Origin of the sequence: Banduia mediterranea, from assembly GCF_031846245.1 — a bacterium.
In the GTDB taxonomy this organism is placed as follows: Bacteria; Pseudomonadota; Gammaproteobacteria; order Nevskiales; family Nevskiaceae; genus Banduia; species Banduia mediterranea.
The window spans coordinates 32158-49128 of record NZ_JAVRIC010000009.1 but is presented as its reverse complement, the minus strand read 5'-3'; the positions used below and the strand labels follow the sequence as shown (position 1 = coordinate 49128).

At 63.9% G+C, this 16971-nt stretch carries 19 protein-coding genes and 1 pseudogene; 11 read left to right on the top strand and 9 right to left on the bottom strand.

Features of this window, described 5'->3' with window-relative positions; translation table 11 throughout:
• Window positions 1-11: 11 nt before the first annotated feature.
• The 5 genes from bcsQ to RM530_RS08180 form a co-directional block, all read right to left on the bottom strand.
• Window positions 12-791: a cellulose biosynthesis protein BcsQ gene (gene bcsQ, locus RM530_RS08200; RefSeq protein ID WP_311364739.1), complete on the bottom strand. Its 780-nt coding sequence runs from the start codon at window positions 789-791 to the stop codon at window positions 12-14.
• A 28-nt stretch (window positions 792-819) separates the two neighbouring features.
• A complete protein-coding gene (locus tag RM530_RS08195) occupies window positions 820-1725 on the bottom strand; it encodes a hypothetical protein (RefSeq protein ID WP_311364738.1) in 906 nt (301 codons plus the stop codon).
• Between the two features lie 12 nt (window positions 1726-1737).
• The gene (gene bcsD, locus RM530_RS08190) at window positions 1738-2220 is read right to left on the bottom strand and encodes a cellulose biosynthesis protein BcsD (RefSeq protein WP_311364737.1); all 483 of its coding nucleotides are present in this window, start codon (window positions 2218-2220) and stop codon (window positions 1738-1740) included.
• 228 nt (window positions 2221-2448) lie between these two features.
• Window positions 2449-2847, bottom strand: a complete 399-nt coding sequence (locus RM530_RS08185; protein ID WP_311364736.1) for a MazG nucleotide pyrophosphohydrolase domain-containing protein — start codon at window positions 2845-2847, stop codon at window positions 2449-2451.
• Entirely contained in the window at window positions 2844-3395 is a 552-nt protein-coding gene (locus tag RM530_RS08180) for a CoA pyrophosphatase (protein WP_311364735.1), read from the bottom strand. Before RM530_RS08180 ends, RM530_RS08185 begins: the two co-directional genes overlap by 4 nt.
• Before the next feature lie 203 nt (window positions 3396-3598).
• Between RM530_RS08180 and RM530_RS08175 the strand changes: the two genes are divergently transcribed.
• From RM530_RS08175 to RM530_RS08160, 4 genes are all read left to right on the top strand, one after another.
• Entirely contained in the window at window positions 3599-4288 is a 690-nt protein-coding gene (locus RM530_RS08175) for a class I SAM-dependent methyltransferase (RefSeq protein WP_311364734.1), read from the top strand.
• Window positions 4285-4797, top strand: a complete 513-nt coding sequence (locus RM530_RS08170; RefSeq protein ID WP_311364733.1) for a SixA phosphatase family protein — start codon at window positions 4285-4287, stop codon at window positions 4795-4797. The genes RM530_RS08175 and RM530_RS08170 overlap by 4 nt, the downstream gene beginning before the upstream one ends.
• Window positions 4760-5434, top strand: a complete 675-nt coding sequence (locus RM530_RS08165) for a transposase (RefSeq protein ID WP_311364732.1) — start codon at window positions 4760-4762, stop codon at window positions 5432-5434. Before RM530_RS08170 ends, RM530_RS08165 begins: the two co-directional genes overlap by 38 nt.
• A 98-nt stretch (window positions 5435-5532) precedes the next feature.
• A complete protein-coding gene (locus tag RM530_RS08160) occupies window positions 5533-6717 on the top strand; it encodes a DUF3047 domain-containing protein (protein ID WP_311364731.1) in 1185 nt (394 codons plus the stop codon).
• 498 nt (window positions 6718-7215) lie between these two features.
• On the opposite strand, the gene RM530_RS08155 is transcribed toward RM530_RS08160, so the two are convergent.
• Together RM530_RS08155 and RM530_RS08150 are read right to left on the bottom strand one after the other, a co-directional pair.
• Complete coding sequence (locus RM530_RS08155; protein WP_311364730.1) at window positions 7216-7428, bottom strand: hypothetical protein; 213 nt, start codon at window positions 7426-7428, stop codon at window positions 7216-7218.
• Window positions 7429-7608: 180 nt separating this feature from the next.
• The gene (locus RM530_RS08150; RefSeq protein ID WP_311364729.1) at window positions 7609-8106 is read right to left on the bottom strand and encodes an Hsp20/alpha crystallin family protein; all 498 of its coding nucleotides are present in this window, start codon (window positions 8104-8106) and stop codon (window positions 7609-7611) included.
• A 316-nt stretch (window positions 8107-8422) separates the two neighbouring features.
• Between RM530_RS08150 and RM530_RS08145 the strand changes: the two genes are divergently transcribed.
• From RM530_RS08145 to RM530_RS08115, 7 genes are all read left to right on the top strand, one after another.
• Window positions 8423-9496, top strand: a complete 1074-nt coding sequence (locus RM530_RS08145; RefSeq protein WP_311364728.1) for a glycosyltransferase family 4 protein — start codon at window positions 8423-8425, stop codon at window positions 9494-9496.
• Between the two features lie 12 nt (window positions 9497-9508).
• Window positions 9509-11659, top strand: a complete 2151-nt coding sequence (locus tag RM530_RS08140; RefSeq protein ID WP_311364727.1) for an amylo-alpha-1,6-glucosidase — start codon at window positions 9509-9511, stop codon at window positions 11657-11659.
• 107 nt (window positions 11660-11766) lie between these two features.
• A complete protein-coding gene (locus RM530_RS08135; RefSeq protein WP_311364726.1) occupies window positions 11767-11955 on the top strand; it encodes an oxidoreductase-like domain-containing protein in 189 nt (62 codons plus the stop codon).
• 479 nt (window positions 11956-12434) lie between these two features.
• Window positions 12435-12806 (top strand): S8 family serine peptidase, encoded by a 372-nt coding sequence (locus RM530_RS08130; RefSeq protein ID WP_311364725.1) that lies wholly within the window; start codon window positions 12435-12437, stop codon window positions 12804-12806.
• A 778-nt stretch (window positions 12807-13584) separates the two neighbouring features.
• Entirely contained in the window at window positions 13585-14751 is a 1167-nt protein-coding gene (locus tag RM530_RS08125; protein ID WP_349256198.1) for a ribonucleotide-diphosphate reductase subunit beta, read from the top strand.
• Window positions 14752-14809: 58 nt separating this feature from the next.
• Window positions 14810-15043 (top strand): BrnT family toxin, encoded by a 234-nt coding sequence (locus tag RM530_RS08120; RefSeq protein WP_311364724.1) that lies wholly within the window; start codon window positions 14810-14812, stop codon window positions 15041-15043.
• 34 nt (window positions 15044-15077) lie between these two features.
• Window positions 15078-15359 carry a toxin-antitoxin system, antitoxin component gene (locus RM530_RS08115; protein WP_311364723.1) on the top strand — a complete coding sequence of 94 codons (282 nt, stop codon included), beginning with the start codon at window positions 15078-15080 and terminating at the stop codon, window positions 15357-15359.
• 358 nt (window positions 15360-15717) lie between these two features.
• Here RM530_RS08115 and RM530_RS08110 read toward each other — a convergent pair.
• Together RM530_RS08110 and secF are read right to left on the bottom strand one after the other, a co-directional pair.
• A pseudogene (locus RM530_RS08110) lies at window positions 15718-15970 on the bottom strand (FAD-binding protein); the annotation flags it as partial.
• A 61-nt stretch (window positions 15971-16031) separates the two neighbouring features.
• Window positions 16032-16967, bottom strand: coding sequence for a protein translocase subunit SecF (gene secF / locus RM530_RS08105; protein ID WP_311364721.1), 936 nt, complete (start codon window positions 16965-16967; stop codon window positions 16032-16034).
• Window positions 16968-16971: the final 4 nt, after the last annotated feature.

Below are 16971 nucleotides of genomic sequence, written 5' to 3'. Positions count from 1 at the left end.
CCGATCAAGATTCATAGGATGGACATCAGCCAGGCAGCCAGTTCGCGGAAGTCCCGTGCCGCCCGTGCCTGCGGGTCATAGGCGGCCACAGGCAATTGTGAGGCAAGCGCCTCTTCCACGGCACCGTCAAAATGAATCACGCCGCCAAGCATTCGATACCCCAATTGTTCGCGCATGGCGGCATGGACGTCGCGCCGCAAAGGGCGCGAATCGTCCATGCGGTTGACCAGATAGAACGAACGCTGCCGTGCCGGAGCGCGATCACGAAAGTCGCTGAGCCAGCGCTCCATCGTCGGCAGGGTCGCGAACGAGGCTGCGTCGGCCAGCACCACGCTGAGCACCACACCGGCATTCGACAGCACCTGCGGCAGAAACACCGAGCCACCCGGTGGCGTATCAATGACGAAGATCGCGTCGTCCGGAGCATGCAGGGAGGCCAGGCCCTTGCTCAACCAATGGCGGTCGGACGCAACCGTGCGTTCGTAGCAGGCGCGTTCACTCTCACCGACAATCCCGAACGGAACACAGATCACACCGCGATCAGTGCCGCGACAGCATTCCGACCACGCCGCGCCGTTTCTGGAGCCTGGGGCGTGGCCCACCGGATCACAGAAGTCGGTACGAAAGCACAGGCGCGCCGCGTTCTGCGAATCGAGATCCACCAGATAAACCTGCTTTCCGGCTTGCGCCAACTCCGCCGCCAGGTTCGCGGCGACCGTGGTCTTGCCCACGCCGCCTTTGGGCGACAGCACCGCGATCACGCGCGCGCTATCGACCCTCGTTCGAGGCATATCCACCGCCGCGTGCGAACCCGGAGCGTCAGTGATCATCGCCGACCCGTTTCAGGCGGGCGAATACCTCTCGCAGATTCGCATCCCTGGGCTGCGACACGCCGTGAGCCTCGCTGCGGGCGCCGTAATTCAGCCGTAACCTGGCCAGGTCCGGATTGGTCAGCGGACGCGGAGCCTCCAGGCGTCGGAACGTCGAAACCAGACCGTCCGCCAGACCGTCCGCCAAACCGCCCGATATACCACGCATCAACGAGGACGCCGGCGGCTGCGCCGACGTTGACGAAAATTGGGGCTCCGGCCCGGGCGCCGGCGGAGGTGCTGACTCGGCGGTCGGCGGCTCCGGCACCGCCGCAGGCTGGGCCGGACTGCTTGGCGGCACCGACGGCCAGATGGCCGAGCGCAGTGACACCTCGATCGAACGACCGTCTTCAGGTGAGGCCACCGGCGGCTGCGAAGCACCCGGCTCGGCCGCTGCTTGAGCGGGCGGGGCTTCACTGCGCGTGTGTTCGGCGCCCATCGGTTCCGGCTCGGCCGCTGCTGGACTGGCCGCGCGCTGCGCGGCGTGGTCCACCTCATATGCCTTGAGGCTCGCCAACAGGCTGGCCGCCAGAGATTCCCTGCCCGCAACCGGCGTTGGCGCCAACGTCGGCTCGACACGAGCAGCCTGGGGTACCTGTGGGACGAAGGATGCTTGCTGCGCCGAATCGGGCCGCGCATCTGGTGGCGGTATCGTCGGTGATGCTGCCGGCGGAGCCTGCGGTGCTGGCGCGCCTTGGTCCAGGCGTGAGCGTACCGCTCTCAGCAGCGACCAATCTCCGGATTTTCCTGCTTCGGGATTTTCCGCCCTGTCGTCACGAATCTCGCGGTAACTTCGCGGATCGAGCCCCAGGTGTCCGTATAACTGCTTGATATCGTCATTTCCCTGGTCCGACATGATGTATCGACCTCAGACGAAGAGGCTGGGATGTGCAAGCCGGAAACGCAAAGCATCGCTCGGCCCTTCGGCCTGACCGACCTGACGCAGCTGCAGTTCATCTCCAGCGCCGAGCTGCTTCAACCAGCCGGCATACAGGCCTTCAAGGACACCACCGGACCACGACATCGCCGCATCGCCGAACGCCTGCCGCATCGGCGCGCAGGCATGAACGATCTCCAGACTCGAATGAATATCCCGAATCCGGGTCCAGCCCCAGCGGATGCTGCGCAGCTGAACATTGATGCTTTGTTCCAGCGCTTCAAGCGTATCGGCCTGCGGCAGGCTCAGGCGATCCGCCAGGCGGGCGCCGAGCACATAAAAAAAGGCGCGATTCTCCTCGGCGCTCATCTGAGCGTCGAGTTCGGACGCCAGCGTCTTCAGGAAATCGCCCCATTGCGCCGAGCAGTCCGAGGACTGGTAATACAGCAGGCTGGTCTGCTCGATATCGCTCATTGAATCGTGTCCGGCATGGTCCAAGATTACCCGGAGCCTGAAAGGCTTACGCTTGGTTTGATTCTATTCAAGTGAACCAGGTGCGTGAAGGTATTGATTTCAGGCAAATAGCGGAAATTCTCAAGTTGCGGAAAGCCTACTCCGCCATCGTCCTGCGTTGCAGGAGGATTCAGGCTGGTGCCCCAGTCATCATGCCCAGTCCATCTTCGGCTCGCGAGTGGGTAAAAATCACTCCGGTTCCCCGTGTTTCTCCTTAGTCTTCGCCTCTTGCCAGCGCGCCTCCATGCATTCCAGACGGGCAGGATCGCCGATGGCCGGAAACGCGTGCAGATATTTGCGCACGTGCTCATAGCGGCGCTCGAACTTGCGATTGGCGCCAGCGAGTGCTTCGCTCGGATCGAGCTGTAGCTTGCGCGCCAGATTGACCACGCAGAACATTACGTCACCAAGCTCATCGAGCACCCGAACCGGGTCCGCGGGCTCGGCTTCAAGCTCCGCGCGCAATTCACGGAGTTCCTCGACGATCTTGTCAAACAGGTCCAGCGCCACGGGCCAGTCAAAACCATCCAGCGCCGCGTCCGCTTGCAGGCTCATCGCGTGGTGCAGAGTCAAGTCCGAGCCGCTCATACCGTGACGGCCTCCAGCCGGGAGATCAGATCGCGCAACATCGCCGCAGTCGCCCCCCAGATCTTCTGTCCCTCGTAACGCACCTGAACGAACGGTAGCTGCAGCCCATCACGGGTCAGGACATGGCGCTCAAACCGTCCGGGCTCCATCAGCAGCCGAAGCGGCACTTCAAACACTTCGGCGACTTCGGCCGGATCGTGCCGCAGCGTCGGCACATCATCCACTAATCCAACGACCGGCGTCACAATGAAGCGTGTCAGTGTCGGATAGTCGTCCAGATAACCGCAGATCTCCACCGCTTCCGGACGCAGGCCGACTTCCTCCCAGGCCTCGCGCAGCGCGGTCGCGGCCGCCGAGGCGTCGTCCGGCTCGCTGCGACCACCCGGAAAGCTCACCTGCCCCTGGTGTGCCCGCAAGTGATCCGCGCGACGGGTCAGCAGTACCGTCAGCTCACGCTCGCGACGCATGATCGGTACGAGAACGGCAGACGGCCTCAGCACGCCCCGCGTCTGCTGCTCGAACCATTTGCGCACAACGGGAGAGTCCATTTCCTGCGCGCGGCGGCGTGGCGCCCTGGACTCCGTGTCGGCCAGTGCGGCTCGCAGCCTTCTTTCAAGTTGCTTCGCGTTCAAGAGCAGGAGAAATGGTTGGTTGGTTGGCGGCGCCGGTGACGCAAAACTTCCGATCCGGCGGCAGACCGGCAGTGTAGCGGAGGCTGCTACCATCCTGGTCTGCGGTCCATGCCACGAAGATGTCTACGCGAGCCGATCCCCCACTGCCGCATGCAGCTTCCTTCCGACTCGAACAGGATCGGGACCGCTTGGTGCTACGCGCCGAACACCTGCCGAATTATGCTCCGATCGGTGTGGACTGGGCTTCAGACGACATCCGGCGCCGCATTCGTGGCGGAAAGCGACAATTGCTGGGGCGCGCGGTTGGACTGCACAAGTACCCGCAGACCAGCATCGTGGATGCCACCGCCGGCCTCGGCCGCGATGCCTACGTGCTCGCTTCGCTGGGCGCCGAACTCACCCTGCTGGAACGATGCGAACAAACCGCGGCGCTACTGGCCGATGCCCTGCAACGTGTTCCGGACGACCCGGCCATTTCCCGCATGCGGCTTTTCGCCACCGAAGCCGTGGTGTGGCTGCACGCGCACCCGGCCACCGCGGATGTCGTCCTGATCGATCCCATGTATCCCCACAGCGGCAAACAAGCCTTGGCCAAGAAGGAAATGCAGGTCCTGCGCGCGCTCAGTGGCGGCGACGAGGATGCGGATGCCCTGCTGCCCGCCGCCCTGGCCTGCGCGACACGGCGCGTCGTTGTCAAACGGCCGCTCAAGGCGCCGCCGCTTGCGAATGCCACACCCAATTTCCGCATCATGGGCTCTCAGGCCCGCTATGACATCTATCTGCCTGCACGGGGTTCCACCGAAACATGAGTCTGCAACTGACACTGGTCCGCCATGCCAAGTCCGATTGGGGCGACGGCACGCTGAGCGATTTCGAACGCCCGCTGAGCGCACGCGGTCTGCGCGACGCTCCGGAAATGGCCGAACGCTGGCGCCAGCGATATACGCCACCACAGTTGATCGTCAGCTCCCCGGCGCGGCGAGCCATCACCACCGCGCGGATTTTCGCGGACGTGCTTGGGCTCGATACGGCGCGGATCGTGGAAGAAGCACGCATCTATGAAGCCGCGTTGCCCACGTTGCTGACGGTGGTGCGCGAATTGCCCACCGATTGCGCGAACGTGGTGCTGTTCGGGCATAACCCGGGTTTCAGCGAATTGCAGCATGCGCTGGCGCGGGACGCTGGTGGTGTACTGCCGGCGGACGTACCGACCTGCGCCGTCACACGTCTGGCACTGGACGGCGTCAACTGGAGCGCCGTCACCGCGGACGGCGGACGGGTTGTCGACTACGACTATCCGAAGCGCGTCGACCACTGAGCTGACGAAACCGGAGGTCGGACTCGGCCCCGAGTGGCTTGGCTCGGCTCGGGCCTGCGGAACCTCACGTGGATTCCGGATCAAGCCCAGGTGGCGACCCTACCTGAAGGTCATCGCCAAGAAGGCTGGTCAGGCGCTGCGCGTGCTCGACCGGTTCCACATCATGATGTACCTGAGCAAGGCGATCGACATGGTGCGGGCCGAGGAGGTACGCGCCTTGAAAGCCAAGGGCTACGAACCTGTGCTGACCAGGTCCCGCTGGCTGCTGCTCATGCGGCCCGAACATCTGACCGCCAAGCAGACACCGAAGTTGGCCGAGCTGCTGCGCTACAACCTGCGTACAGTTCGCGCCTGCCTGCTCAAGGAAGACTTTCAAACCTTCTGGACCTACGTGTCGCCCTGCTGGACGGTCCGCTTTCTGGATCAATGGTGTACGCGTACCATGCGTTCGAAGCTCGAACCGATGAAAAAGGTTGCCAAAATGCTCCGGCGCCACCGCGCGCTTTTGCTCAACTGGTTCCGGGCCAAAGGCCTGTTTTCCAGCGGTGTCGTGGAGGGATTCAACATCAAAGCAAAACTGGCCACCAGAAAATCCTTCGGTTTCCGGACCTACCACGGCGCTGAAATCGCCTTGTAATACGCGCTTGGCGTCCTACCTGAGCCAGAATCCACCCACAGATTTTGCTGACGAGCCGTTACGATAATGCTTGAGAAAAGCGAGCGGAGGAGCCGTCAATGGCGGGAGTGATCACCGAACTGGCAGTGGCGGGGCGACGTTTCATCGATACGCGGCGGCGCCGACGCGCGGGTCAGATCGAACCCGCACCGGACTGTGCGCGGTTCAAGCTGCGGATGCAGGCACTGCTGGACCAGGCGCCGGCAGGACTCATCGCCAAAGCCCGCTGGATCGACATGCCAGCCAACGCCGCGCCGTGGCTGGACAGCGGCGTGCAACTGGAACCCAACGATGTCGTCAGCTGGTTCGTTTGCGGTCGCACCTGGGCATCGAAGCCGCTGGACGTCTGGGTCTCGCCGGCGCTGCAAGTCTGGAGCCGGATCGGCAACGACGGCGACCTCATCAGCGCTTCACGCAACAGTCACTCCGTCACAGCGGATCGCGCCGGAACGCTGCAGTTCGGCAACTACTTTCCGAACGATTGGGCAGACAAGCACGGCAACACCATGAATCCCGACACGGTTTACCGCTCACTGAAGGGCGAACTGCTGATCCTGGTGATTCGCTGGCAGTCCGACGCACTGACCGGCCTGAAAGCGCTGCAGCAATCCGGCGATGTCGATGGCTGGCTGGCACGCGAGATCGAACGACTGGAACTGGGGCCGCAGCGTCCGAGTGGGTGGAATCAGCTCTGGCATATTCCCGACAATGAAATCTATCGCGCATGCCAGACTCCGGACGGCGCACCCGCCATCTGCTGCCATACCCACGGCGATGTCGGCATCATCCAGCACGATGTTGACTTTCCCTTTGTCCCCAGCACACAAATCGATTGGCGCTGGATCGTCGAGACGCTGCCCTCCACCATCCGCGAGGACGCCGTCCTCAGCCATGACTATCTGAGCATCGCCATCGAATTCGATACGGGCAAGGACCTCACCTACTACTGGAGCAGCACCCTACCGGTGGAGACTGGCTACATCTGCCCGCTGCCGGCGTGGAAGGACAAGGAGTATCACGTCGTCGTCCGCAGCGGCTCCGACGGGCTCGGCGAGTGGCACTCCGAGTCACGCAATCTCTACGCTGATTACCAACGGCACATGGCGCGCAGCATGGGCGGCTCGCCCCAGCGCATCGTGCGGATCTGGCTGATCGCCAACAGCGTGTTTCAGCGCGGCACCGGCGACTGCAGCTATGCCGGGATTCGGCTCAGTGACGGCGAGCGCGTCCTGTCAGTGCTGTAGCGACGCCGCTGTATCGTCGGTGGACACGTGGGCAGATGACTTCGTGGCGGATCGCACCGTCGGCGCGCCGATCGCAAGATCGCACACGCTCGACTTCAAGTTTGCTGGCTTTCCCCGCACATCGCCGAAGCCTCCATCCACATGACGCCCCAGACATGTCCGTCCGGATCGAAGAGGTCGCGGCTGTACATGGAGCCAAGGCCCTGAACGGGGTGATGTCCGCCCAGGCCATGCACGCAGCCGTCTCATCCGTGAAATGGGAGTCGCTTTCAAAACCAAGCGCCCGATAGAACGCGATCGATGCATCGAGATGGGTCACGGGCAGGCTGATGAAAATCGTTTTGGTCATGGCAGGCCTCGGATTCGGTGTCGGGTGACGTGACGGATACCGTCATCAGATGGTCGAACGCAGGCCTTCGCTTTCGGCACCGCCGGAAAGAACGGCCTGGCGGTGTCCCTTGCTTGCAGGCAGTGACCACCGCCACGACGATCGACGGCTCAGTCCAGCCCGGCCAGGATCTGGCTCATGCGCTTGCCGGTCGCGGATTTCCAGAGCGCACGGATGATCGCGTCGCGCAGGGCCTCTTCCGAGAACTTCGGCTGGGCGAGATCGGTCGGGCACGACAAGGGACCGAGGAAGGAGGTCCAGTCATCACCCACCCACCAGTCACAGAACGCGGGATCGGCATCGTCATCCAGGGGCGTCGCCACAAACCGCTGAGAGCTGGCCCCGATCGTCTGTACAGCGGGCCTGAATTTATAAGTGGATTCTCTGCGTGGGTTTAAGCTGCCATGGCCAATGACAGTGCAGCGAAGTAGACCTGATCTGGCGTCTTGCGATCAAGAAACAGCGTCCGCCCAGAAACCTGGACGGGCGCTGTTTCGTTCCGCTTACTGCTCGACCGTGATGCGGCGCATCCGGTACGGACTGTTCTCGGCCTTGGGCACCGTGACGCGCAGTACGCCCTTGCGCATCTTCGCGGTCGTCTCGTCGGCCAGCGCGTCCGGACCGAGCTGCAGCCGGCGCTCGAAGCGACCGTAGTAACGCTCGCCAATCTGGCGCCGGGCATCCGTGTCCTCGCTGCGCTTCTCGCCGCGCACGACCAGCACGTCGCCCTCCACGAACAGTTCCACATCGTTCTCGTCCATGCCGGCGAGCTCGATATCGATCACGTAGGACTTGTCGTTCTCCGAGGCATCCAGGCGCGGCCAGACCATACCGGCGGAGCCGAAATTCTGGCCCACGAACGGTGCCTCGAAGGCACGCCAGAAGTCGTCGAACATGCGGTCGACCTGCTGACGCCAAGCCATGAGCGGCTCGGTGTCGGCCTGCCGCTGCACCGGCACGGAACGGTGTTTGTTCCAGGGAATCAGGTTGCTGATGCTCATAGTTACCTCCATCGGCTGGTGGAACTCATACGACATCACCCCGCCGGTCACCCGGGCTGGAGTGATCCGCCAGCGAATCTAGGGCTGTCGCGGTCACTTTCAAGAGCGATTCGCGAATCTCCGAAGCCGAGGGCGAAAGCACTCTTGAAAATTTTCCCGGCAACCCCACCAGCGGCGAAAGACCGTCTCGATACCGGCATCCGTCCGGTCCGGGACCGTCGATCCGGATGCCAGTGGACGGCTCAGCGGCGGCCCCGAGACGAGCCACCACGCTGTGCATCGAATTTTCCGAAGACGGCCTATGGAGAATTTGACGATGAGAATCGCCCAGATCGCCCCCCTGCACGAGAGCGTGCCGCCGAAACGCTACGGCGGCACCGAGCGCGTGGTGTCCTACCTGACCGAAGAGCTGGTGCGTCAGGGCCACGAAGTCACGCTATTTGCCAGCGGCGACTCCGTGACCCAGGCCCGGCTGGTGCCGCTGGTCGAGCGACCGCTGCGCACCGACCCGGACGTTCGCGACACCGTGCCCTATCTGATCACGCAGATCGATCAGGTGCTGGACCACGCCGCGGACTTCGACGTGCTGCACTTCCACAGCGACTACCTCGCTCACTGCCCGCTGGTGCGCCGGCTCGGCATCCCGCATCTGACGACGCTGCACGGGCGTCTGGACATGCCGGACTTCCGCGGCCTGTTCGAGCGCTTCGCAAGTTCGCCAATGGCCTCGATTTCCGAGGACCAGCGCCGCCCGCTGCGGCAGCTGCCGATGAACTGGCGCGCCACCGTGTACAACGGCCTGCCGGAGGACCTCTACCGCCTGCAGGCGCAGCCCGGGAAATACCTGGCCTTCGTCGGCCGCTTTTCGCCGGACAAGCGCGCCGACCGCGCGATCGACATTGCGATCCGCGCCGGCATCCCGCTGCGCATCGCCGCCAAGCTCGACCATTGCGACGAACCCTGGTTCCGTGAACACATCGAGCCCTGGCTGCGGCATCCGCTGATCGAGTACGTCGGCGAGATCAGCGACGCCGACAAGGACGACTTTCTCGGCCATGCCAAGGCCTTGCTGTTCCCGATCGACTGGCCCGAGCCCTTCGGCATGGTGATGATCGAGGCACTGGCCTGCGGCACGCCGGTCATCGCCTTCCGCCGCGGATCGGTGCCCGAAGTGATTCGCGATGGCCACACCGGCTTCATCGTCGACAGCGTCGAGGAAGCGGTGGCGGCGGTATCGCGCCTGGACCGCATCGACCGCGTGCACTGCCGCCGCGACTTCGAGCAGCGCTTCTCCGCGCGGCGCATGGCCGAAGGCTATGTGCGCTCCTACGAGGGCCTGCGCTTCGGCCGCGACCCGGGCGAGGCAGTGCCCTGGGACCGGGTCGCCTGAGGCGTCGCCGCCATGGACGATCTGATCCACGTCAACGAACGCTGGTACGTCAGCGCGACCTCCCCGCGCGCCGATGCGCGCACCCGCGTGCTCAAGCACGGCGACGCCTTCGCGGTGTTCGATCGCCTTGGCGACATCCAGCCCGCGGGCCTCGGCGAACAGGGCCTGTACCGCGACGGCACGCGCTTTCTGTCGCGGCTGGAATTCAGCGTATCCGGCGTGCCGCTGCTGCTGCTCAATTCTGCGGTCAGCCGCGACAACAACGCATTCTCGGTGGACCTGACGCTGCCGGAGATCACCGCGCCGGGCGGCGGCATTCCGCGCGACAGCGTGCACATCCGCCGCAGCAAGCAGCTCTGCGACGGCGTGCTGTACGAAACCGTCGAATTGATGAACTACGCGCATGAACCGGTGAACCTGCAACTGGCGCTGAATCTGGCGGCGGACTATTCCGACATCTTCGAAGTCCGCGGCCAGACGCGCGCGCAGCGCGGCACGGCTTTGCCGACAGCGCTATCGGGTGACGGGCTGCGGCTCGGCTACCGCGGGCTCGACGCGCGCCCGCGCTACACGCAGGTCCGTTTCGATCCCGTGCCGGACCGCCTGGTCGAGGACGGCGCCGGCTTCGATCTGGTGCTGCAACCGCGCGAGCCCATGGTGCTGCGCTGGTCCGTCGCCTGCGACCTGGACGCCCCAGCCGAGCATGCGGCCTCGGCCACCTGCCCACCGCCGGCCCAGGCCAACGGCAGTCGGCTGGGCCGGATGCTCTACAGCAGCAACGAGCAGTTCAACGAATGGCTGGGACGCTCGGCCTCGGACCTGGACCTGCTGGTGTCGCAAACACCCTACGGCCCCTACCCCTACGCCGGCGTGCCCTGGTTCAGTACCGCCTTCGGCCGCGACGGCATCATCACCGCCCTGCAAACCCTGTGGCTGTGGCCGGAACTGGCGCGCGGCGTGCTGCACTATCTCGCGGCGCACCAGTCGCAGCAACTGGATCGCTCGCGCGAAGCCCAGCCCGGCAAGATCCTGCACGAAATGCGCGGCGGCGAGATGGCCGCGCTGCGCGAGATCCCGTTCGGCAGCTACTACGGCACGGCCGACGCCACACCGCTGTTCGTGGTGCTGGCCGCCGAGTACCACGGCCGCACCGGCGACGAGGCCACGCTGCGTGCGCTGTGGCCGGCGGTGGAGGCCGCGCTGGACTGGATCGACCGCTACGGCGACGTCGACGGTGACGGCTTCGTCGAGTATCAGCGGCAAACCGCCGACGGCCTCGAACAGCAGGGCTGGAAGGATTCCTTCGACTCGATTTCGCACGCCGACGGCGCACCGGCCGAGGGCGCGATCGCGCTGTGTGAGGTCCAGGCCTATGTCTACGCCGCACGCTGCGGCGCCGCCCGTCTGGCGCGGGCGCTCGGGCAGCACGAACGTGCGGTTCAACTGGAGGCCGCGGCCGCGCAGCTCAGGCGGCGCTTCAATGAGGCCTTCTGGTGCGAGGACATCGGCAGCTATGCCTTGGCACTGGACGGCCGCAAACAAGCCTGCCGGGTGCGCGCCTCCAACGCCGGCCACGCGCTGTGGGCCGGCATCGCCGAACCCGCGCAGGCGGCCACGCTTGCAAAGACGCTGCTGGCGCCCGGCAGCTTCAGCGGCTGGGGCCTGCGCACCCTGGCCGAACGCGAGGCGCGCTACAACCCGATGTCCTACCACAACGGCTCGGTCTGGCCGCACGACAACGCCATCGTCATGGCGGGGCTGGCGCGCTACGGCTTCCACGACGAGGCGTTGCGCCTGCTCACCGGCCTGTTCGACGCGAGCCTGAACATGGAACTGATGCGCCTGCCGGAACTGTTCTGCGGCTTCCCGCGCCGCGACGGCGAAGGCCCCACGCTCTACCCGGTGGCCTGCGCACCGCAGGCCTGGGCTGCCGGCAGCGTCTTCCAGATGCTGCAAAACTGCCTGGGCCTCAGCTTCTCGCTGGACCCACCGCAGCTGCGCTTCGAGCGGCCGCGTCTGCCGGTGTGGATCGACACCCTGGAAATCCGCGATCTGCCGATGGGTGAGGCACGCATCGACCTGGCCCTGCGGCGCCACGAGAACGACGTCAGCGTCAATATCCTGCGACAAAGCGCGCCGCTGCAGGTCGCCGTGCTGATCTGACGCAACCCGCAGCGAAGCCTCGATTTGCACCGCGTGCGTCAGCCGATCAGTATGGTCGGCTGACGCTCCAGGCAACGATTCCTCCGCACCGAACCGCCCATCGTTCGATGACCGTTTTGGTTCCCGATACTCCCAATCCGCAGGACCCTCGTCCCGAACCGCCGGAGAAGCCGCTGCCGAGCGATTGCTGCGGCAGCGGCTGCACGCCCTGCGTGCTCGAAGTCTACGAGGATGCGCTGGCACACTATCAACAGGCGCTGCGCATTTGGGAATCGCGCCAAGCCCGCCGAGATTGATCAGACTCCGTCATTCCGGACAAGCCGCCAGCTTGATTCGGAATCCATGCGGCTCCCGGCCAAACCGCATGGATTCCGGATTCCCGCCACGCGAGCCCCCGGAGCGACGGTCCGGCAGCCCCACACCCGCCGCCGGTCAACGCCCGGTCCGAACGTCCGAATCGTTGACGTGAATCACACGCGGCGTGATGCCGACCCACCCTCGCCCGTTTGCGGGAGAGAGGGGGACCGCTCGCGAATGCGAGCGGTGAGTGAGGGCAACGGCCATGCCTCAGGCGATCCATTCTGCGGGGTTCCGCTTGTGGCGTGGCCGTTAGGTTCGATTGGCCTGGCACCACTGTGGCCCGCGGATTGCCTCTCCAGGCTTTCAGCATCTCAACTCAATGGAATGTGGATGCCCCGCTTCGAGTGACCTCCAACAGTTACGGGGGCTACACAAGAATGAATCGACCGTCCCTGCTAGCGGGATTGATACTGCTTTGCGCCGCACACATCGCCACCGCCGCCGAACCGACGATGGCGCCGGACGTGGTCAACAACTCCTGGGGCTGTGTGGAAGCCTGCGCACCGCCGCGGCTGCAAACGTCAACGAGGCCACCAAGGCCGCCGGCATCGTGCAGGTGGTCTACGCCGGTAATGACGGCGACACCTGCGGCACCCTCGCCTTCCCACTGGCCGTCTACGAATCCTCGTTCACCGTCGGCGCCACCGACAACAACGACGAAATGGCCTACTTCTCCAGCCGCAGCCCCGTGCTCACCGACCCGTCGCTGCGCATCAAACCGGACGTGGTTGCTCCCGGCGTGAACAAGGCTTCCGATCCCGGCATGTGTGCTCCCCACTCTTCATGAACTCCTCAATCAGGCAACACGAAGATTACAGGCCGATTCCACTCGTTTCGGCATGGACCCGATATTCGGCGCTGCCTGGTTCGCCGCTTCCCGTATTCGGTGTTGTTCCGCACACTTGCGGACGACGTGGTCCGGATACTGGTGATTCACCATCATCGCCGCGCTCACGGATACACCGCAGTCCGCTTCGCGGGGGGGGGGGCGGCAATTCACACCCGAGCACAAGCTTACCGCCCCAACGGTCCGCTCGATTTCAGACGCCGAAGCAAAATTCCTGGCGGGAAAAGTCAGACAATTCCTCCGGCTCACGATGCGCTCCGAGCGGTCAGTTCCTGCTCATCGGCACCGCGAGCCCAGCAAGCTCAAGCACTGTGTCATCCACAGCCCGCATGAATACGCTCTGCACAAGCTGTGGATAGTTTGTTGATCAACATATAGGGGGCCATTCGTCGGCCAAACACAACAGATTGTGTTTTTCGCTTGACTGAACCCCAAGGCCGGGTGCACGCTTATCCAACGCAACGCGTGCCTTGCGCGTGGTCTGCGCGGCGCTTGGGGACCGGCCACAGAAGTCGGGCTCCCACACCGTCCGCCAGCTTCTTTCGCAAACGCCCGACGCAACGAAACGCAGCAGCTCCCGGCCGCCCCGGCCGGTGGCTAGGGGGGAGGCAAAAACCTCTCGAATGAACAAATAACGGTCGCGCTGACTCTGATCAATCCAGTGCTTCCAGATCGCCTGTGGTGGCCCCACGGCGCGATCCGCAAAAGGAGATTCAAGATGCTGAACTGGGACGACGCCCCCGCCACTCCGCAGCCCCGCCTCGAGCCGGTACGCTCGAGTGCGCTGCATCAGGCGCAGGCACCCGTGAGCGCCCCTGTGGGTGATGTTGCCGGTGCCACCGGTCTGGAAGATCTGGAAATGGGCGCCGGCCGCATCCAGGTGGACGACAAGAAGATCATCAACTGCCGCGCGGACCTCAACCAGCTGGTGCCGTTCAAGTACAAATGGGCCTGGGACAAGTACCTGGACGCCTGCAACAACCACTGGATGCCGCAGGAAGTGGGCATGTCTGCCGACATCGCCCTGTGGCAGGACCCCAACGGTCTCACCGAGGACGAGCGTTCCATTATCAAGCGCTCCCTGGGCTTCTTCAGCACCGCGGACAGCCTGGTCGCCAACAACCTCGTGCTCGCCGTCTACAAGCACATCACCAACCCCGAATGCCGCCAGTACATCCTGCGCCAGGCCTTCGAGGAAGCGATCCACACCCACGCCTACCAGTACATCATCGAAAGCCTGGGCCTGGACGAGGCCGAAGTCTTCAACATGTATCGGGAAGTGCCGAGCATCCACGACAAGGCTGCGTGGAGCCTGCCCTACACCCAGTCTTTGGCAGACCCGATGTTCCACACCGGCACCCCGGAAATGGACCAGCGCCTGCTGCGCGACATGATCGCCTTCTACGTGGTGTTCGAAGGCATCTTCTTCTACGTCGGTTTCGTGCAGCTGCTCAGCTTCGGCCGCCGCAACAAGATGATGGGCACGTCCGAGCAGATCCAGTACATCATGCGCGACGAAGCCATGCACATGAACTTCGGCATCGACGTGATCAACCAGATCAAGGTCGAAAATCCGCACCTGTGGACCGCCGAATTCCAGGAACAGGCCCGCGCCATGATCATCGAGGCCACCGAACTGGAAATCCGCTACGCCCACGACACCATGCCGCGCGGCGTGCTGGGCCTCAACGCCGGCATGTTCAACGAATACATGAAGTACATCGCCAACCGCCGCTGCAACCAGATCGGCCTCAAGGAAATCTACCCCGGTGCGGAAAACCCCTTCCCCTGGATGAGTGAAGTCATGGACCTCAAGAAGGAAAAGAACTTCTTCGAGACGCGTGTGACGGAGTATCAGACGGGAGGAGCCTTGAGCTGGGATTGAAGCCAAATGGATGCCTGCCCCGGTGCGAGCCGGAGCAGGCATCCGAGGGGCTTGCTCCATGCGCTTCGAGTGGGACCCGCGGAAAAACGCGCTAAATCGAGCCAAGCATGGCCTGAGCTTTGAAACGGCTGTCCTTGTCTTCGAAGATCCGTTGTCAGTGACGGTATTCGACAGAAAAGTTGACGGCGAAGACCCTTGGCATACGATTGGCATGGCTGGCGGGATCACCCTGCTGCTCGTCGTTCACACAGTAACCGACGACAGCGGCGAAGAAGTGATCCGCCTGATTTAGGCACGCAAGGCCACCGCGAACGAGCGTAAACGCCATGAGCAAGCTGACCTCTAAACAACGGGAAGAACTGCAAGCGCTCGCCGGGCTTCCAGACCAGAACATCGACACGTCCGATGTTCCCGAGGCAGTCGGTTGGAGCACGGCCGAAAGAGGCAAGTTCTACCGGCCCGGCTCTTCTCAACAAATCCCGATCTATCTGGACACCGATCTGATGGAATTCCTGAGTCAGCGCGCCGAGCGTCGCCAGATCGATACCGGAACACTCGTCAACGAGCTGCTTCGGAAAGACGTGGAACTGATCAAGGCTGCCGATTAGCGCGGCCCAACCCCATCATGTTCAACAAGTCGATCATCGACAACTGTGGCCGTGATCACCCAGTTCTCAAGAGTGCGGCACCTCGCTGCGAAGACGAACCCCGCCCCCTCCTGCTCAGGGCACTCTGCCGCGCGAAAGCCGCTGCAATGGCCGACCGGGTCGTGGTGCGACACCACCGTCATCGCCGCCATGACGCGGCGGCGCGGTGAACGCGCACACCGTCTCCATACCGCGCATGCGAGTCGGGGACGTAGAACAACGTCCATCACCTCGCTGTATCTTCCTGTCCTAAGCTGACAACAAGTGCAAGGAAATCCCCTGCCATCAGCCTCCGTTCGGAACCAGACCGATGGCGATCTCAACCGGCCGCCGCCCGCCCCGCCTCGCGGCCGAAATAGGTGGTGTCTGCCAGCGACAGCCCGGGGCTGTATATGCTTCGCCCCAGCGTGGCAAGGCCGCAGGCGGTACGGCCGGCGGCGTACAGGGCGGGGATCGGCGTGCCCTGCGCATTCAGCACTTCGCCGCTGGGCTGTGTCTGCAAGACCGCCCAGGGTGAAGCAACTGTAGGCGGCCTAGTCCACGCGCAGGTCCAGGGCCACGAACGGCGGCTCCACGCGAATCTCTCGATCCGTCGTAGCGTCGGCGTCGACTCGCGCGGACACCGAAACGCCGCTACGGCATGTCGTCGATTTCACCTTTCTGCTCGGGCGGCAACAAGTCTTCGCGTGATACACCCAGCATCAACGTCAGGGCGCTGGCGACGAACACCGAGGAGTAGGTTCCGGCGACGATGCCGACGATCAGTGCGGTGGCGAAGCCGCGGATGGTCTCCCCGCCCAACAGCAACAGTGCCGTCAGCACCACGATCGTGGTGAGGCCGGTGTTGATGGTACGCGCCAGCGTCTGGTTGACGGCGTTGTTGATGACTTCCGCCGAGGTCTCGGTGCGGCTGGCGATGAAGTTCTCGCGCACGCGATCGAACACCACGATGGAGTCGTTCAGGGAGTAGCCGATCACCGCCAGTACTGCGGCGAGCACTGTCAGGTCGAACTCCGTGCCGGTGATCGCGAAGTAGCCAAGCACCACCACCGCATCGTGAACCAGGGCCAGCACGGCGCCGAGCGAGAACTTCCACTCGAAGCGGAACGATACGTAGATCAAAATCAGGATCAGGGCGACGATCATCGCCAGCGAGCCATCGACGGCCAGCTCGTCGCCGACCTGTGAACTGACGAAAGCGAAACTGCGCACTTCCAGGTCGGGCGCGTTCTGGCTGAGCACGCCCAGAAGATCGTTGCGAACCTCGTTGTCCTGCGCGCCTTTGCCGCTCGGGGCGAGGCGGATCAGCACGTCGCTGCGCGTCCCGAAATACTGGACCTGCGCGCCGGAGAATTCGCTGTCATCCAGCGAAGCACGCACTTCCGACAGGTCCACCGCCTCGGGATAGCGCACTTCCACCAGATAACCGCCGGTGAAGTCGATGCCGAAGTTGAGGCCCTTGAGCAGTACCGCAGCCAAAGAACCCACGATCAGCACGGTCGAGATCGCGAACATGGCGCGCCGACGCGACATCCAGTCGATCTTCGGCGCACGAGAGAAATAACGCATGAAT

Coding starts and splice junctions, on each gene's coding strand:
- bcsQ (WP_311364739.1), bottom strand. CDS start 791: ATGCCTCGAACGAGGGTCGATAGCGCGCGCGTGATCGCGGTGCTGTCG.
- RM530_RS08195 (WP_311364738.1), bottom strand. CDS start 1,725: ATGTCGGACCAGGGAAATGACGATATCAAGCAGTTATACGGACACCTG.
- bcsD (WP_311364737.1), bottom strand. CDS start 2,220: ATGAGCGATATCGAGCAGACCAGCCTGCTGTATTACCAGTCCTCGGAC.
- RM530_RS08185 (WP_311364736.1), bottom strand. CDS start 2,847: ATGAGCGGCTCGGACTTGACTCTGCACCACGCGATGAGCCTGCAAGCG.
- RM530_RS08180 (WP_311364735.1), bottom strand. CDS start 3,395: ATGGACTCTCCCGTTGTGCGCAAATGGTTCGAGCAGCAGACGCGGGGC.
- RM530_RS08175 (WP_311364734.1), top strand. CDS start 3,599: ATGTCTACGCGAGCCGATCCCCCACTGCCGCATGCAGCTTCCTTCCGA.
- RM530_RS08170 (WP_311364733.1), top strand. CDS start 4,285: ATGAGTCTGCAACTGACACTGGTCCGCCATGCCAAGTCCGATTGGGGC.
- RM530_RS08160 (WP_311364731.1), top strand. CDS start 5,533: ATGGCGGGAGTGATCACCGAACTGGCAGTGGCGGGGCGACGTTTCATC.
- RM530_RS08150 (WP_311364729.1), bottom strand. CDS start 8,106: ATGAGCATCAGCAACCTGATTCCCTGGAACAAACACCGTTCCGTGCCG.
- RM530_RS08145 (WP_311364728.1), top strand. CDS start 8,423: ATGAGAATCGCCCAGATCGCCCCCCTGCACGAGAGCGTGCCGCCGAAA.
- RM530_RS08140 (WP_311364727.1), top strand. CDS start 9,509: ATGGACGATCTGATCCACGTCAACGAACGCTGGTACGTCAGCGCGACC.
- RM530_RS08135 (WP_311364726.1), top strand. CDS start 11,767: ATGACCGTTTTGGTTCCCGATACTCCCAATCCGCAGGACCCTCGTCCC.
- RM530_RS08125 (WP_349256198.1), top strand. CDS start 13,585: ATGCTGAACTGGGACGACGCCCCCGCCACTCCGCAGCCCCGCCTCGAG.
- RM530_RS08120 (WP_311364724.1), top strand. CDS start 14,810: ATGCGCTTCGAGTGGGACCCGCGGAAAAACGCGCTAAATCGAGCCAAG.
- RM530_RS08115 (WP_311364723.1), top strand. CDS start 15,078: ATGAGCAAGCTGACCTCTAAACAACGGGAAGAACTGCAAGCGCTCGCC.
- secF (WP_311364721.1), bottom strand. CDS start 16,967: ATGCGTTATTTCTCTCGTGCGCCGAAGATCGACTGGATGTCGCGTCGG.